A 14,542-nucleotide genomic window follows, 5' to 3' on the forward strand; every position below is an offset into this window, starting at 1 on the left:
GGGCGACCCCGACACGAAACACAGAACGTCCAATCTTAGTGCGCGCCCAAGGTGCAACCCGCCACGGGGCTCAGACCTTCCCGCGCTTGAGGCCGTGCTTCAGGCTTTTCCGATGACATCCGCGACGATGGCGGCACCCAGAGTGGTCGCCGGTACGCCGGATCCGGGGTGGGCGCCGGCTCCGACGCAGTACAGGCCTTTGACGGGGGAGACGTTGGAGGCGCGGCGGCGGGCGGTCCGATAGCCCTCCCAGGCCACTCCGGCCCACCAGGACGGGGACACCTGGCGGGAGACCACCTTGTCCCGGATGTGCAGGCCGCGGGCGACCAGCAGGTCCAGTACGTCGTCGGTCGGGTAGCCGTGGACCAGCACAGACCACGCCTGGTGGCCGGCTGGTGCTTGACCGCCGGTCCGCACCACGACAGTCGGCGAACCGTGCAGCACTGTCTCGAAAGGCAGCTCCGGTAGCGGCTCCTGCAGGCCGAGATGTACGACGTATGCCGCCTGTGCCTGATGGGTCGCCAGGACGCGCTTGCGCACCTTCTTGGCTGCCGGGTCGTCGACCAACTGGCCGTAGAGCACGCGGGGGTCGACGTCGCTGACGACGATGTCCGCCAGCAGTTCCTCGCCGTCTGCGAGCCGTACGCCGGTCACAGCGCCACCGTTGGTGGTGACGGCGACGACCTCGGCGCTGGTCCGGACGGTGATCTTTCGCTCACTGGCGCGCTGCACCAGTGCGTCTGCGATGGCGCCGAAACCGCCGGGGATGGTCCAGCGGCCGAATGTGCGCTCCAGGTACGACCACACGCCGACATAACCCGGGGTGAGTGTCGGATCCGATCCGCCTTGGGCAGCGAAATGCCGCAGTACGGCGCGGGCTCGTTCATCGGACAGTTGGCTCTGGGCGACCTTCTCCAGCGACTGCCACGGCTTGAGCGCGCGCACTGCGCTGAAGGACAGCTTGCGCTCCAGCGGCGGCTCGATCGACGTCGTGCGCAGCAGTTGCCAGGTATCGCTGTAGCCGTCGACCAGATCGGTCCACTGCTGGGCCACCTGTGCACCAGCCAGGTCTGTCCAGGCCTCGTGCTGGGTCCCGCGGTCGTTCAGCGGTAGGTCGAGCACCGAGCCGTCGGCGAACATGTGGCGACGCGCTTCGAGCACAGGCTCCAACTGGACCAGCGTCTCGATCGGGCGGCCGCTCTTGCGGAACAAGTCGCGCAGGGCGGCTGGGAGCGTCGTACTGGCTGCTCCGGCGTCCCACTGGAAGCCGTCTGCTTCGATGCGACCGAGGACACCGCCGAGGCGCTCGTCCTGCTCACAAATGGTGACTCGGTGGCCCAGCTTGGCCAGCCGCACCGCACTGGCGAGACCGGCGAGGCCGGCCCCGATGACGATTACATCGGACATCAGACAGCACTGCTCCCGGTCGCTGGGTCACTGCGTTTGTCTCGCCAGGCCTTGAAGCGTTGTGCGCCACGCCGGATGAATCGGAAGGCGACGTACACACCGATCAGCCCGATCACCAGCAGCGCGGCGGCGATGATGAGCGCGATCTCCGGGTGGAACGCAGCCAGCGACATCACACCGGCGACTGCGACGTCCTCACCGGACGACGCAGCGATGTTGGTGACCGGCTCGGGGGAGGTGTTGATGGCGAGCCGGAGGCTGGACTTCACCGCATGGGAGAGCAGCGCGACCAGACCGCCGGTGGCCACGATCACGGCCTGCTGCAGCGTGCCGGCCTCACCGGACATGAGGGCGGCGATGATCGCGCCGACAGCCGGCCGGATGACGGTGGAGATCGCATCCCAGGCCGAGTCGATGTAGGGGATCTTGTCCGCGACGAACTCGAAGGCGAACAGCACCGCCGCAGCGATCAGGACACCGTTGCTGGTCAGCGCGGTGGGGACGTCGTCAGCCCCGGCGAATCGGCCGAGCAGACCGAGGATCAGCACACATGCATAGGCATTGACCCCACTGGCCCAGCCGGCGGTGAACGCCAACGGAAGTGCTTCCACCTGCATACCTTTTCGTCAGTATCGAACCTCTGAAGGGCGAGTCATGGTAAACCGTTGACATCGCGGGTCGCCTCGACTAACAGTGATCAGACTGCCAGCCTGTGTGACCGGCAGCCCCCGCCCTCGGGTCAGGAGAAACCAACATGCTGCGTCGTTCGAAGATTCTCGCCGCACTCGCGGCGGTAGCGTTGCCGATCACGGTGACCGGCGTGTCGTCCGGTGGGCCACCCGCCGCGGCCGCGCCACCGGATTCGAGCACTACCGCCGCGTCGGCGTACGGAGCGGCTGCTGCGCACTACGGCGTACCGGAGTCGGTGCTGCTGGCGGTGTCGTATGCCGAGAGCCGCTGGGACGACCACCAGGGTGCCTCGAGCTCCTCAGGTGGCTACGGCCCGATGCACTTGACCGCTGTCGATCCCAGCACGGTCGTCGACCTGTCGGGCAAGCAGAAGATCGGCAAGTCCGAGTCGCTGCGCACCCTGTACAAGGCGTCCCAGCTGACCGGGCTGGACCCGGTGTCGCTGCGCACGGACACAGTCGCGAACATCTCCGGTGGTGCTGCGCTACTCGCGTCGTACCAGCGGTCGCTCGGTCTTCCCGTCGGCGCTGACACGTCGGCAGCGCAGTGGTACGGCGCAGTGGCGTCGTACTCGGAGGCAGCTGACCGGGCAGGAGCGGCGGCCTTCGCCGACGACGTCTACTCGATCATGGCGCGCGGTGCGGCCCGTACGACGAACACCGGGCAGCAGGTCGTGATGCCGCCGGTCAGCGTGGCGCCGGACAAGTCGCAGGCGAGCAAGCTGGCGCTGCCGGCCGGTGCGAAGCGGACGAACTCCGACGTGGAGTGCCCGGCCTCACTGGGCTGCGAGTGGCTGCCGGCGCCGTACGCCGAGTTCGGTGGTGCCGGTGACTATGGCAACCACGACCTGGCGAACCGGCCGAAGACCGGCAAGATCGACTACATCGTCATCCACGACACCGAGGGTGGCTGGCAGGGCACGCTGAACATGGTCCAGGACCCGACGTACGTGAGCTGGCAGTACACGATGCGCTCGTCGGACGGCCACGTCTGGCAGCACGTGAAGGCGAAGGACGTCGCCTGGCACGCCGGCAACTGGTACGTGAACATGCACAGCATCGGGATCGAGCACGAGGGCTTCGCTGCCCAGGGCGCGACCTGGTACACCGAGTCGCTCTACCGCAACTCGGCCAAGCTGGTGAAGTACCTGGCTGCCAAGAACCACATCCCGCTCGACCGCGCGCACATCATCGGCCACGACCAGGTGCCGGGCACCCTGCCCACGACGGTCCGCGGCATGCACTGGGATCCGGGCCCGTACTGGGACTGGGAGCACTACTTCGACCTGATGGGTGCGCCGATCTACGGGCACTCGGTGTTCCCGGCAAAGGCCGGCTCGATTGTCACCATCAAGCCGGACTTCGCGGGTAACCAGCAGGTTGTCACCGGCTGCACCACCGCAGGCGTCCCGTGCACGGCGCAGGGCACCAACTTCGTCTACCTGCGGCAAGCGCCGGACGACGCTGCACCGCTGGTCAAGGACTTTGGTCTGCGACCAGATGGCTCCAACAGCACCACGCAGGTCTCTGATAACGGCGCACGGGTTGCGGCAGGCTCGCAGTACGTCGTAGCGCAGCGCGAGGGTGACTGGGTCGGTGTCTGGTACCTGGGCGCCATCGGTTGGTTCAAGAGTCCGAAGTCGGCACCGGACGCCTTTGCCAAGCCGGGACTCGTCGTGAAGCCGAAGGCGGGCAAGACGTCCGTGCCGGTGTACGGACGGGCCTACCCAGAGGAGTCGGCGTACCCGGCGGGTATTCCGTACCAGACCGTCACGCCGCTGCAGTACTCGATCGGTGCGGGCCAAGCCTACCCATTGAGCGATGCGTCCATCGAGACGGACTACTACCGCGCAGTGACCTTCGATGCGACCACTCCGGGCGACCACGTCCAGGTGCTCGGGAAGGACAAGTACTACCAGATCTGGTTCGGGCACCGGATGTTCTACGTCCGGGCCGCCGACGTGGACATCAAGCCGGCGTTCTGAGCTAGTTGACGGTGATCTGGGTGGCTCCGGTCAGGCCGAGCAGTTCGGTGTACGTCGTTGGGAACACCGAGTGCGGAATGCCTGCGGCCGCCCAGATCACGTCGTACTGCTGCAGTGCGGTGTCGACGTAGGTCGGCACCGGGGCGGGGTGGCCCACCGGAGCCACGCCGCCGATCGGCTGTCCCGTGTGCTCCCTGACGAACTCGGGAGACGCCCGGCGCAGCTTGGTGATTCCCAGCTCGGCAGCCACCTTGGCGGTGTCGACGCGGTGCGCGCCTGAGGTCAGGATCAAGACCGGTGCGCCGTCGCCGTCGAAGATGAGGCTGTTCGCGATCGCACCGACCGCACAGCCCAACTCGGCCGCTGCTGCGGCAGCTGTAGGAACTGCGTCGTCCAGGATCTTGATCTCACCGGTCGCTCCGGCTGCCTGGAGTGCGTCGGCGACGCGTTGCACGTTGGGATGAGTACTCACCCTCTGCAGCCTAGGCGAGCGCTGCTGCCCCGAACGACACGTTAAAACGATCGCACCAGATCGTCACGCTGCGGAAGTCGGCCAGGTCGACGTCAGCGGGGATGGGGTAGTTCTGATTGCCCTGGTTGCCTTTCAGTCGACCGAGCGCGTGATAGCGGCCGTCGTCGAACACGTGCCAGCCCGCGCGGCCAGGCAGCACCGCCGCGTCGCTGAGCCAGACTCTGAGGTCAGGGCCGTCCGAGGTGTCGAGGTCCTGCAGCCGGAGTACCCGGGAGCCGTCGGGGAGCCGCAGTACGGCGACCTTGCCCGACGTGCTGTGTTCGTGCGAGATCAGATTGCCTCTGGCCAGCACCTTGGTTTCTGGGGCTGCTGACGGAGCCACCGAAACTGTCGGTGGCTTGGTCGACGATGGCTGTATGGAGCTCGGAACGGCACTTGGAACAACTCCTGGCAGTGCTTCGTCGACGACCTTGTCGGTGAGCAGCCGCCAGGGCTGGAACAGCGGCAGCGCGATCGCTGCCGCCACGACCACGGCGACTGCCGTGGCGACCAGTGCTGTCCGCTTCCCTAGCTGCTTGGGCATCGTCCGTCCTCTCGATCAGGTGTTCCCAGTCTGCGGGGCGGATCGGTCGCAGGACGACGCGCCGGGCTTACGGCCCGTTGACGATTGCCACCGCCCGGCGCTACTCTTCCAGTGTTCGAACAGATGTTCGATTACCTCGGGCCCGGACTCGTCGGGAGGCCGGCCGGAGGTGACCCGGACAGCTGGACGGCCCCGGTGCGGAGTTGCGGCCGCATCGGGATCCGGTGCTCCCGATGGGCCGGGCGCCGTGGTGGACCTCGACCCCCATCACGGCCCCGCCCATCGGGACTCCGACCCCGCCGTCGGTCAGGAACAGTTCGCATACGGGAGGCGATGGAGCATGTGGGAGTTCGACGAGGCCGTCGAGGTGCGTTCGAGTGTCGTGGACGACGTCGAGTCTCCTGAGCAGTTCCTCTGGCGTGGCCGGTTGTGGCGAGTCTGCTCCGTGCAGGCGCACTGGACCGAGACCGCCGCCTGGTGGGAGCGCGGTGTGATCGGCACGGCTTCCTACGACGACCGTCGCGACCCTTGGGCGCAGCCGGTTCCGAACGGCGCGGCGACGCCGGTGCATCCCCGTTCCCGCGCCGAGCGCCTCGCCGCGCATGCTCCCGGCGGGGGCGCCGCCACCTACGCCCCCGCCGGGACCCCGCAGGAGTCCGGAATGGCGACCGTGGGTGCAGTGATGGCAGCCGCAGGGTTGTTCGACCGGGGCCGGAATGGTTCGGGAATGGCGACCAGCCCCGCAGCCGTTGGTGTTCTTGACGCGGACTGGGGTCCGCGGCGCGCGGTGTACCGAGTGGAGGCGGGCTGCGGCCGGCACGGACGGCGGGAGCTGTTCGACCTGGCGCACGACCCGGACTCCGGCCGCTGGCAACTGGAAAGGGTGACCGACCGATGACCGTTTCTCCGGTGTCTCCGATAGCAGCCGGTGCAGCCGGCCGCGAGCTGTCCCGCGCCCGCGCCGCCCTGGCCGAGGCGATCGAAACCAATGACCACCTGATCCGCTACTCGAGCGCGCACATCGCCGCCCTCCGAGTCGCGGCCGCAGTCCTCGCCGTTCGCGCTCGCCCGGTCCGCGCCGGCGCCCGCAAGCGCCAGCGCAACGCCTGGGTCCTCCTCGCCGAAGTGGCCCCCGAGTTCGCCGAGTGGGCCACCTTCTTCGCCGCCGGCGCCGCCCAGCGCGCCGCCGCCGAAGCCGGCCTCGAGCGCTCCGTCACCACCCGCGAAGCCGACGACCTCATCCGCGCCGTCGACACCTTCTACGCCCAGGTCGAAGCTAGCCTCCGCCTCTCCGCCCAGGCGCTCACCGCCACCACCGACCCCGCCTCAGTCCTGGCCCAACCCTGGATGCAAGCCAGCTAACCGCCCCATCCAGTCAGCCCACCACCCCACAGGCGCGGGGTCGGTGGGCTGACTTACGCCTCGTGCACCTGCTTTCCGCGCCGCGCACCCGCGTGCCGCAATCCTCCGATGCTCGGCGGAACCCCCTTCGGTGGTAACTAATTCGCTTCTGGCGACGTCGAAGTTCCACTCAGCGAATGAAGTCACGCTGGTCCGCGCTGACGTCCGAACGATCGGAGGGCGTGGACTCCGATTCTGACCGGACATGGGACAGACGAGGCGTTTCGTGGTCTCCGAGACGGCGGGGTTTCGGGAGCAAAGCCGACCGATTCCGGGGACTCCCCGAACCGGTTGAGGGAAGAGGGTCGGGTCAGCACGGCTACTCCCTAAACCGCTTTGGGGAGCGGAACCGGCCAGTTCCGGTGCATTGCGCTCCCCTAACCGGCCGCCCGCAGCACCATCCCCGTTCCGCGCGAACGAAACTCACAACGTCCGAAAGACCGGAGACCCTGCCCTCAGGTGATGTCTCAGGACATCGGTAACAGTTGATGTCTCAGGACATGAGTGACAGTTCTGGGTCAGGTGGGTGGTGGTTGGTATCGGCGGTTCGGTCGGTGGTGAGGTCGCGGAAGTGACCCGCTGATTGGCGCCGACCCCGGTCGCTTAACTCACTGGACTTGGGGTGGACTCAGCAGGTGGTGGCAGGGCGAACTTGCCTCGCGGAGGATCGGTGCCGCTCGAATCGGAGCGGTGCCGTGCCTGGTTGAGACGAGTCGGTTGTGGAACCGGACCGCTCCCACTGACCAAGTGCCTGCGCCCGGCGTTTCCACTCTCGGCGTGAGCGTGCCTGACAGGTGTCGGCCAGGTTGGTCAGTGCCGGCGGTCCACCCCAGCCCGATCAACGTCGACCCCGCTCCAGCCGCCAGCCGATCACCTGGCCCCGCACCGAACTCACCGAGACGCTAGCCACCCCTTTGAGCGCCCCTCAGTCACCAAACACCCCCTCAAAACGCCTGAACCGTGCTCAAGGCCGCGCACCCAGCCAGCTTTGAGCACCCACCAGTCGTTTTCCGGCCCGATCAGTGACTGAACCGTGCTCAAGGCGCGCGTCAGGTTCGCGCGGGATCGGCTGGCTGGACCTGCGCACCCGCCGGTGATGAACATCGGGGGGACTGGGGAGTGCTACCCACCTGAATCGGCAGGTAGCACTCCCCAAACTCCAGCAACGGATACCCAATCCACGACGCAAACCGGGATCGACCAAAGCTGGCGCGGCGACCGGGAGGCGCCGTTAACTCCAGGGGTGTCTGTCCGAACCCCGGCTGGCGCGCACTCCGGTTGGCTCTGTCGTGCGCAAGGTGGGGGAACGGGGTGGCGGTGGCTTGGTGGGCTTCGAGATCGGCGCGCTCGGCGAGGGCTTCGAGGAGTTCGAGGAGCTTTGCTGTGGCTGCGGGTGGCGTTGGCGAGACCAGGAGGTCGGTGTTCGGCGGCGGGGTTTGCTGGTTGTTGCGCTGCGCGAAGTAGGGTGTGGCGCGTCGGGGGTTGGTGTCGTGGAAGGGTTTGCGTGATGGTGGATCGGCGGCGGCGGGCCGTGCGGACGGCGCTGGTGGGCGAGGCTCTGCGGGTTGCGTTGGCGGGGCGGAGCCGGGTCGATCCGGGGGCTGGGCTGGACATCGTGGACCTGGGTGGTGGCACGGGTGGTTTTGCGGTGCCGCTGGCGGTCGAGGGACACCGGGTGACGGTGGTCGATCCGAGCGCGGACGCGTTGGCGTCGCTGGAGCGGCGGGCTCGCGATGAAGGTGTGAGCGAGTTGGTGCGTGGTGTGCAGGGCGATGCCGCGGAGCTTCCTGGGTTGGCGGGGGAGTCGAGTGCGGATGCTGTGCTGTGTCACGGCGTGCTCGAGTACGTCGACGATCCCGTGCAGGCGCTGCAGGCAATGGCATCGGTACTGCGGGAGGGCGGCGTACTGAGTTTGCTGGTTGCTCAGCGCAATGCCGTGGTGCTCGCTCGGGCGCTGGCCGGTCATCTCGCCGAGGCGCGGGTTGCGCTGCAGGATGCGGATGGGCGGTGGGGTGCGAACGACCCGATGCCGCGCCGGTTCGACGAGGCGGGGATCAATGCGCAGTTGGCGGATGCCGGCTTCATGGTCCACACCGTTCATGGCGTGCGGACCTTTGCCGATCTGGTGCCATCGGCTTTTGTCGATTCCGAGCCGGGTGCGGCCGAGTCGCTGGCCGAATTGGAGCGAACTGCCAGCCAGCACCCAGCTTTCCGGGCGCTCGCCACGCAGCTGCATATTCTCGCCACTCGCTGACACCGCAACCGCTCCGCCGAGGGCGAAATTGTTGCGGAGTGTGGTTGACCACGCCGGATCTGTTCCGGGAGCGGTTCCGGAACAGAAACAGGCGGCGCGCGGCTGCCGACACGCCGTTCAGTCGTGCGTTTGAAGGCAGCGTGATCAGGGGGAGTTGCGGGACCGTGACGCGCGGGACAGGCGGTCAGGGTTTCGTGTGGCGCTACCGCGGCCTAGACTGAAGGTGGCCTATCGAGATCGCGCTCACCATGGAGGGATCGACGGTGCCCCTCTCGGAAGAAGAGCAGCGCCAGTTCGAGCAGCTCGAACGCGCCCTGGCAGCGGAAGACCCGAAGTTTGTCTCCGCTATGCGAGGGACGAATGTGCGCGCTTATTACAAGCGCCGGGCAGTGCTCGCCGGCGCTGGATTCGTGCTCGGCATAGTAGTGCTGATGACTGGTGCAATTGTTCCCAACACCATTATCGGAGTCATCGGCTTCGTGATGATGGTCGCCTGTCTGTATATCGCTGCGCTGAGCATGAAGCGGATCAGCAACGCGGGTGACGGCGACGACCTGCCGCCCCCGCCACCGTCGTCCAAGCGGCACCGGACCAAACACGACTCGTCCGGCAGTTTCATGGAGCGGATGGAAGACCGCTGGCGCCGCCGCCGCGACGAGGACCTCTAAGACTTCAGGCACCAAGATCAAAACCCCGAGTCCCTGGTGGACTCGGGGTTTTGGTCTGTGCTGATCCTCCTCAGCCGGCGTGCCGGCGGCGGAGGACCGTGTTCCGCAGCCGGGCCAGCAGTAGGTCGAACTCGTCGAGCAGGTCCGACGCCTCGGTGGTTCCACGGCTCAGGTACCAGCGCCACGACGGCGGCAGCAGCCGGGCACGCCAGCGACGCCGGGCGGTGGCCTGCTTCCACAGTGCCTTGCTGATGACGGTGACGTCCGGGCGCAGGTCGGTGGCCACGTCGGCAGCACCGGCGTACCGCATTGCTTCGATCGTGCGGGCAAGGCGGAGGGCCGACGGGTGTGCTTCTTCGGGCAGCTTGGTGATCAGCCATTCGCCGGACTGGCGAGGTGTCGAGACGTCGCTCCAGTCCAGGCCCAGGTCGCGGGACGTGTCGCGGATCTCCGACCAGAGACCCTCGGCGCCGAGGCGGCTCGGTGGCCGGCTGAAGCGCCGGCGGCGGTTCAGGCTGCGCAGGATCCAGGGGATCAGCAGCACCAGTACGACGAGGGCGATGATCCCGATCGTCCGAGCGCCACCGTTGGTGAACCAGTTGCCGCTGTCGAGGGCCAGGCCGCCGTCGTCGGCCAGGTCGCGGCCGTTGTTCGGCTTCTGGATGCCCGGGTCTTCGCTCTCACCCGGTGTGGTCGGCGCGGTGGTCGGCGCCGTCGTCGGGTTGGTCGGAGTGGTCGACGGGGTCGTCCAGCCCGGCGCGCTGGCAACCCGAGCAGCCGGCGTCGGCTCGAACCGCACCCAGCCGGTGTCCTCGAAGTACAGCTCGGGCCATGCGTGCATGTCGTGCATGCGGACCGTGTACTGACCGTCCTTACCGGCTTGGCCGGGGAGGAAGCCGATCGCGACCCGGGACGGGATCCCGGCGATCCGCGCCATCAGCGCCATCCCGGTCGCGAACTGCTCGCAGTACCCGGACTTGTTGTCGATCAGGAAGTCACGCAGGGCGTTCATCCCGCTGCCGCGCTTGCTCTCGAGGTCGTAGGTGTACTTGCCGGTGCTGCGGAACCACTGCTGCAGCGCGACTGCCATGGCGTACTTGTTGGTGTTGTTTCCGGTGACTTGCGCGGTGAGGTCCTTGATCTCCTGCGGGACCTTGCGCGGGACCTGGCTGGTGAACTGGTCGGGAGCACCGCGGGTGATCGCGTTGCTCAGCTGCTCCTCGGTCGGCTGCACGTCGTACGACGTCACGGTGTACTTCTTGCCGCCGACCACCTGGCCGCCGGTCGAGTACACGTCCGAGGATGCCTTGTCGTACACCCAGTCCCGGCGGAGCGAGATGGTCTGGGTCGGGTACGGCACGGGCGCGAAGGCGGACCGGAAGACCCGGCTGACGTCGACCTCCAGCTTGATCTTCGGCACCTGCGACGCGTCGCGGTTGAGACCGGGCGGCGAGAGCGGTTCGTTCCCGATCTTCTGGCCGGGGCCCCGCTGGGAGATGGTCCAGGTGTTGCCGTCGAACTGGTCGAGCGCGGTCAGCTTCAGGTAGACCCCGCCGGACGGGCTGCCCTTGTAGGTCAGGGCGACGTCGTTCACGCCGCGATCGAGGTTCTTGCCCATGTCGAGCATCGGGGTGGTCGTCGAGATCGATGCACCAACGCCGGTACCACCGACGCCGCCACCCGCCAGACCGTTGCCGATGACGCCCTCCGGCAGGGCCGGAATCAGGGCGGGAATCAGCGCCGCCAGCGCCACCACGCTCAGCCCGATGCGACGGCCGGCCTGCCCGAGGGCAGAGGCTTCGACCGGCTCGGCCGCATCCAGGTGGGAGACGCCGGAGATCCGTCGGCCCCACCGGCTGAGCCGGGTGCGGCCCTCGGCGGACAGGAGAACGATGTAGCCGATAGCCGGCGGGATGAACAGCAATGCGGGCAGCCCGCCGTGCACGGTCGCGGCCGGCACGGTGTACATGATCAGCAAGAGCAGCCCGGCCCACGCCGCCTGGCGCAGCTGGACGGCGATCACATGGATCAGCAGACCGGTCGCGGAGATCACCGCGGTGGCGAACAGCAGCAGATTCGAGTCTGGCGGCAGGGGAGCGGCGTACTGGTTGATGGAGTTCAGCGCGCTGACCATCTCCGAGTTGAACTCGATCGCGGTGCGGCCGGTCGGCAGCAGGCCGAACTTCATCGTCTCCTTGAGGAAGAACAACGAGAGCAGTTCGACGAGCACAACCAACTGCACCAGCGGTACGACGATGCGTGGCGCGCGCAGGTTCTGCAGCAGCACTCCGACGCCGGTGATGATCGCGCACAGGAACGCACTGATGAAGAGGAACGGCCCCGAGAAGACCGGGGTCAGTACCAGCGATCCGAGCACCGTGGCGCCCCACGCGGCGATGGATATTCTGGCGTGTCCGGTCATGGGGCCTCCAGGTCTGGACTGAGGAATGGAGGGAGCGAAGCGACTGGAGTGACGAGGGAAGAACTGGAGTTAAAGCCCCATGACCCGCCGCGCCGGAGGCGTGGCATCAGAATTGTCATGCGATTCTCCCGGTCCTCAGTCCTAGGCCGGACCAGACGGTGGGTAACTGGTCACCGCGTTGGACGCGGGCAACCCGCCAGCCGTTGCGGCGCAGCTCGTTCTCGGTGGCGTCCGTGGCGGCCCGCAACCGGGCTGCCTTCTCGGTCGCCTCGGCGCCGACGGCCCAGCTGGCCGCGTCGAGCAGGAGCGCGACGCCGGTGGCCTGGCTGGTTCGCCAGCGATTGAGTGCGGTGATGTCGTCGCCGGTGCAGGCGCCGAGGATCGCGATCACGAGACTCGGTTCCTGGGCGTGCCGATCGACGGTGAGCAGCGCGCCGATCTCGGCGTACCGGTGTTCTTCGACGGTCGCGCACTCGGTCAGCAGCTGCTGCGAAGACAAAGGTTGGTGAACGGCCATCGATGAGCGGTGATTGATGGCCGAGAGGGTGGTCGGGCCACCGAGCATGGTGGTCGCATACCCCCGGCGGATCCGGTCGGCGCCGACCGACGCGGCCGCGCTGACCGCCCACTCCAGGCTGGACGACGGTCCGTGCCCGTGGTGCGAGATCGTCCGGGCGTCGATGAACAGCGAGCACCGGCTCTGCCAGGGCTGCTCTTCACGGCGCACCATCAGCTCGCCGCGGCGTGCGGTCGAGCGCCAGTGCACCCGGCGCAGGTCGTCGCCGTCGCGGTACTCGCGGACGGTCGCGTCCTCCTCGCCGGCCGCCGCGATCGCCCGCGGCCGGTTCTCACCGGAGCCGGCCCGGTCTGCACCCAGCCGGATCTCGGGCAGCTTGTAGACCCGCGGCGTGACCAGCAGATGCTGGCTGCGGGTGAACGTCCGGCTCGTCTCGACGAGGCCGAACGGGTCGGCCACGGTCAGCATCAACGGCCCGACCTGGAACAGACCCCGTACGTCGGACTTGACCGGATACGTGACCGTACGGCGCCAGTTCGGGCTGACGCGGTCGACGACGAACCGGGGCCGGTGTCCCAAGACATAAGGAATGCGGTCCTCGAGCAGGAGCAACCCGGCCGGCATCCGGCCCTCGTTGGTCAGTGTGAGCTCGACGGTGGCCTGGGTCCCGACCGGGATCTGGTTCGGGGTGAGGCTGCGGCGCACCTGCAACCGCAGCCGGGTGCGGCCGACGACCAGGGCAGCGACGACCGGCAGCGCGACGAGCAGGATGCCGACGCGCAACAGGTCCTTCTGCCCGAGCAGGAGCGCACACAGCGACGCGGTGATCCCGGCCGCCATGAACGCTCGCCCTCGGGTGGTCAGCCCGCGCAGTGCCTGCCGCATGGCTCAGTCCCGACGGGTGCGAGGCAGCGGCACCGAGGAGACCAGCCCAGCGATGATGTCGGCTGATCCGCGCCCACCGAGATGCGCTTCAGCCGCGGGAAGGACACGGTGCGAGAGCACCGGCACTGCCAGTTCCTGGATGTCGTCCGGCAGGACGAACTCACGAGCGTCCAGCGCTGCTGCGGCCCGGGCTGCCCGAACGAGGTGCAGCGTTGCCCGCGGGGACGCCCCGAGGCGCAGCTCCTGCGAACGACGGGTCGCCCCGACGAGGGCGATGGCGTACTCCTTGACGGACTCCGAGACGTGCACGGACTGCACGGTCTTCACCAGCCGGAGGATCTGCTGGCCGTCGGTGACGGCCTGCAGGTTGGCCAGCGGGTTGTCGGCCGCGTGACCGTCGAGCATCCGCAGCTCCGCCGCCGGCTCGGGGTACCCCATCGAGACCCGGGCCATGAACCGGTCGCGCTGGGCCTCGGGCAGCGGGTAGGTGCCCTCCATCTCGATCGGGTTCTGGGTCGCGACGACCATGAACGGCGCCTCGAGCAGGTACGTCGTGGTGTCGACGGTGACCTGGCGCTCTTCCATCGACTCCAGCAGCGCGGCCTGGGTCTTCGGCGAGGCGCGGTTGATCTCGTCACCGACGACGATGTTGGCGAACACCGCGCCGGGCTTGAACTCGAAGTCGCGGATCTCCTGGTTGAAGACCGAGACGCCGGTGATGTCGGACGGCAGCAGGTCCGGCGTGAACTGGATCCGGCGCACGCTGCAGTCGATCGACTTGGCCAGCGCCTTGGCCAGCATCGTCTTGCCGACACCCGGTACGTCCTCGATCAGCAGGTGGCCTTCGGCCAGCAGGACCGTGATGGCGACCTCGACCACGTCGGGCTTGCCTTCGATCACCTGCTCGATCGCGCGGCGGACTCGTCCGGCGACTTCGGACAGTTCGTCGAAGTCCCCGCCTGCTGCCAGCGGGCTGGTCGCGGTGGTGCTCACCCTGGGTCCTCCCCAAATTCGTTGACGGCCGACACATTCTCACCCGGAGTGAGGGTCGGACCTAGAGCAGCCGAGGTTTCGTTACCTGGCGTTTCGGCGCCTTCCCAGCGTACGGGCGCAGGGAAACACCGAGTGCGCCGTACGACGCCGCGAATCCGCGATCGGTTCGCTCCTTTCTCTTACCCGTTTCGCGGGCTTCCTCCCCACCGCTCCACGAACCCCTCCATTTCCCTCCACCGGCACCGCAACCCGCCCCCGCGAACGAG

12 protein-coding genes are annotated in these 14,542 nt (G+C 67.9%); 5 read left to right on the forward strand and 7 right to left on the reverse strand.

Going from position 1 to position 14,542, the window contains the following annotated elements; translation table 11 throughout:
• Positions 1–99: 99 nt before the first annotated feature.
• Positions 100–1,407, reverse strand: a complete 1,308-nt coding sequence (locus E1263_RS19265) for a phytoene desaturase family protein (protein WP_132169245.1) — start codon at positions 1,405–1,407, stop codon at positions 100–102.
• Entirely contained in the window at positions 1,407–2,018 is a 612-nt protein-coding gene (locus E1263_RS19270; protein ID WP_132169247.1) for a DUF4126 domain-containing protein, read from the reverse strand. Before E1263_RS19270 ends, E1263_RS19265 begins: the two co-directional genes overlap by 1 nt.
• 143 nt (positions 2,019–2,161) lie before the next feature.
• Here E1263_RS19270 and E1263_RS19275 point away from each other — a divergent pair, with 143 nt between their 5' ends.
• Positions 2,162–4,081 carry an N-acetylmuramoyl-L-alanine amidase gene (locus E1263_RS19275; RefSeq protein WP_132169249.1) on the forward strand — a complete coding sequence of 640 codons (1,920 nt, stop codon included), beginning with the start codon at positions 2,162–2,164 and terminating at the stop codon, positions 4,079–4,081.
• Position 4,082: 1 nt separating this feature from the next.
• Here the strand turns inward: E1263_RS19275 and E1263_RS19280 are convergent, their stop codons facing one another.
• Positions 4,083–4,553, reverse strand: a complete 471-nt coding sequence (locus E1263_RS19280; protein ID WP_132169251.1) for a YbaK/EbsC family protein — start codon at positions 4,551–4,553, stop codon at positions 4,083–4,085.
• A gap of 10 nt (positions 4,554–4,563) precedes the next feature.
• A complete protein-coding gene (locus E1263_RS19285) occupies positions 4,564–5,136 on the reverse strand; it encodes a DM13 domain-containing protein (protein ID WP_132169253.1) in 573 nt (190 codons plus the stop codon).
• Between the two features lie 340 nt (positions 5,137–5,476).
• Here E1263_RS19285 and E1263_RS19290 point away from each other — a divergent pair, with 340 nt between their 5' ends.
• From E1263_RS19290 to E1263_RS19305, 4 genes are all read left to right on the forward strand, one after another.
• Positions 5,477–6,034 carry a DUF6504 family protein gene (locus tag E1263_RS19290; RefSeq protein ID WP_132169255.1) on the forward strand — a complete coding sequence of 186 codons (558 nt, stop codon included), beginning with the start codon at positions 5,477–5,479 and terminating at the stop codon, positions 6,032–6,034.
• Positions 6,031–6,498, forward strand: a complete 468-nt coding sequence (locus tag E1263_RS19295) for an SAV_6107 family HEPN domain-containing protein (RefSeq protein WP_132169257.1) — start codon at positions 6,031–6,033, stop codon at positions 6,496–6,498. Before E1263_RS19290 ends, E1263_RS19295 begins: the two co-directional genes overlap by 4 nt.
• Before the next feature lie 1,546 nt (positions 6,499–8,044).
• Positions 8,045–8,791, forward strand: a complete 747-nt coding sequence (locus E1263_RS19300) for a methyltransferase domain-containing protein (protein WP_132169259.1) — start codon at positions 8,045–8,047, stop codon at positions 8,789–8,791.
• 263 nt (positions 8,792–9,054) lie between these two features.
• On the forward strand, positions 9,055–9,459 hold the full coding sequence (locus tag E1263_RS19305) for a DUF3040 domain-containing protein (RefSeq protein ID WP_238161328.1): 405 nt from the start codon (positions 9,055–9,057) through the stop codon (positions 9,457–9,459).
• Positions 9,460–9,529: 70 nt separating this feature from the next.
• On the opposite strand, the gene E1263_RS19310 is transcribed toward E1263_RS19305, so the two are convergent.
• The 3 genes from E1263_RS19310 to E1263_RS19320 all read right to left on the reverse strand — a co-directional run bounded on the left by E1263_RS19310 (position 9,530) and on the right by E1263_RS19320 (position 14,225).
• Positions 9,530–11,881 carry a transglutaminase TgpA family protein gene (locus E1263_RS19310; protein ID WP_132169261.1) on the reverse strand — a complete coding sequence of 784 codons (2,352 nt, stop codon included), beginning with the start codon at positions 11,879–11,881 and terminating at the stop codon, positions 9,530–9,532.
• A 115-nt stretch (positions 11,882–11,996) separates the two neighbouring features.
• A complete protein-coding gene (locus tag E1263_RS19315) occupies positions 11,997–13,283 on the reverse strand; it encodes a DUF58 domain-containing protein (RefSeq protein WP_132169263.1) in 1,287 nt (428 codons plus the stop codon).
• A 3-nt stretch (positions 13,284–13,286) separates the two neighbouring features.
• Positions 13,287–14,225, reverse strand: a complete 939-nt coding sequence (locus E1263_RS19320; RefSeq protein ID WP_420323384.1) for an AAA family ATPase — start codon at positions 14,223–14,225, stop codon at positions 13,287–13,289.
• Between the last annotated feature and the right edge of the window lie 317 nt (positions 14,226–14,542).

The sequence above is a fragment of the Kribbella antibiotica genome, assembly GCF_004349055.1.
In the GTDB taxonomy this organism is placed as follows: Bacteria; Actinomycetota; Actinomycetes; order Propionibacteriales; family Kribbellaceae; genus Kribbella; species Kribbella antibiotica.

Coding starts and splice junctions, on each gene's coding strand:
- E1263_RS19265 (WP_132169245.1), bottom strand. CDS start 1,407: ATGTCCGATGTAATCGTCATCGGGGCCGGCCTCGCCGGTCTCGCCAGT.
- E1263_RS19290 (WP_132169255.1), top strand. CDS start 5,477: ATGTGGGAGTTCGACGAGGCCGTCGAGGTGCGTTCGAGTGTCGTGGAC.
- E1263_RS19275 (WP_132169249.1), top strand. CDS start 2,162: ATGCTGCGTCGTTCGAAGATTCTCGCCGCACTCGCGGCGGTAGCGTTG.
- E1263_RS19295 (WP_132169257.1), top strand. CDS start 6,031: ATGACCGTTTCTCCGGTGTCTCCGATAGCAGCCGGTGCAGCCGGCCGC.
- E1263_RS19310 (WP_132169261.1), bottom strand. CDS start 11,881: ATGACCGGACACGCCAGAATATCCATCGCCGCGTGGGGCGCCACGGTG.
- E1263_RS19300 (WP_132169259.1), top strand. CDS start 8,045: ATGGTGGATCGGCGGCGGCGGGCCGTGCGGACGGCGCTGGTGGGCGAG.
- E1263_RS19315 (WP_132169263.1), bottom strand. CDS start 13,283: ATGCGGCAGGCACTGCGCGGGCTGACCACCCGAGGGCGAGCGTTCATG.
- E1263_RS19285 (WP_132169253.1), bottom strand. CDS start 5,136: ATGCCCAAGCAGCTAGGGAAGCGGACAGCACTGGTCGCCACGGCAGTC.